General features: G+C 60.5%; 1 protein-coding gene. It reads right to left on the bottom strand.

Annotated elements, in window-relative coordinates; translation table 11 throughout:
• On the bottom strand, positions 1–530 hold a 530-nt coding region (locus AC1DPX_RS35115; RefSeq protein ID WP_477242602.1), incomplete at both ends, for a 2-oxo acid dehydrogenase subunit E2.

The raw sequence follows: 530 nt of genomic DNA, 5'->3' as shown, positions 1-530 counted from the left end.
GCTGTCGTGCCGCCCTGATATTCTTCCGGCTTCAGCTTGCGGCTGCGGGCGCGGCTGGCCAGATCCTTCATCTCGTTGGAGATGGTCGACAGCGTCTTTTCGTCCGCATGCCGAATGATCGGCGTGATCAGGCCACCGGGGATCGAGACGGCAACACCGACATCGGCGTGCTTGTGCTTGACCATGGCACTTTCTGTCCATGAGGCATTGGCATCCGGCACCGCCTTCAATGCCAAAGCCATCGCCTTGATGACCATRTCGTTGACCGACAGCTTGTAGGCTGGCGCCTCGCCCTTGTCGGTCTTCTTCATGGGTGCCGCGGCATTGATCTGCGTGCGCAATGCCAGGAGCGCGTCGAGCTCGCAGTCGAGCGTSAGRTAAAAATGCGGAATGGTGGATTTTGCCTCGACCAGGCGGCGCGCAATGGTCTTGCGCATATTGTCGTGCGGGATGAGGTCGTAGGAGCCCTGCTCGAACAGCTTCAGCACCTGATCGTCCGACATCGGTTTGACCGCCGGCGCGGAAGCAGC

This window comes from Mesorhizobium sp. 01N446 (genome assembly GCF_056399285.1).
Note: the sequence above shows the minus strand (reverse complement) of the source record. Positions and strands in the feature narration are given on the sequence as shown.